Here is a 540-nt window from a genome sequence, read left to right as displayed (position 1 = left end):
TAATGCCCGTACTTGAAATAACCCTGTCGAATTTCCCTTTTCTCGCACTGTCGATTGGGTTAAAATATTCGAATAAGACACATCAACATCCGTAATGTCTCCGCTTGCATGGAAACCAAGAGTTGCCCCAACGAGGCTCCCGCCAAAACTGTTTTTGTTTGCATCATTGGCTACAGCCCCCAGATCAAGCGCCATATAAGGGGCAAATTGGCTCATAAATTTACGCCCCATGTTCGAAGAAAAACCTGGCAACAACAGCGACAATTCATTACGCCAAAACGCCCCATTATTGCCGTAATAAATCGCCTCACGCACCCCGCGCACAGAGGAACTACCACCAAGCGATATTTGCTCTGAACTAAACAACGTGTCGGGTGATAATTGTCCTGAAAACAGTGTGTTATAGCGAAAATTATACTGGTGAAGCGAAAAAGGACGCACGTAGCCTAGAGAAAAAGACAATTTGGAAAATTGCCCTTTGGGTGAATTTTTTGTTGCATTCTCTTGCTCTTTATCGTCATAAGCGCCAAGAATTGCCAA

Annotated in this window: 1 protein-coding gene; it reads right to left on the bottom strand. The window is 44.3% G+C overall.

Annotated elements, in window-relative coordinates; translation table 11 throughout:
• On the bottom strand, positions 1 to 540 hold a 540-nt coding region (locus ACFIKG_RS09855; protein ID WP_375652260.1), incomplete at both ends, for a ShlB/FhaC/HecB family hemolysin secretion/activation protein.

This window comes from Bartonella sp. LB28NMGDW, from assembly GCF_042194435.1.
GTDB lineage: Bacteria > Pseudomonadota > Alphaproteobacteria > Rhizobiales > Rhizobiaceae > Bartonella > Bartonella grahamii.
Note: the sequence above shows the minus strand (reverse complement) of the source record. Positions and strands in the feature narration are given on the sequence as shown.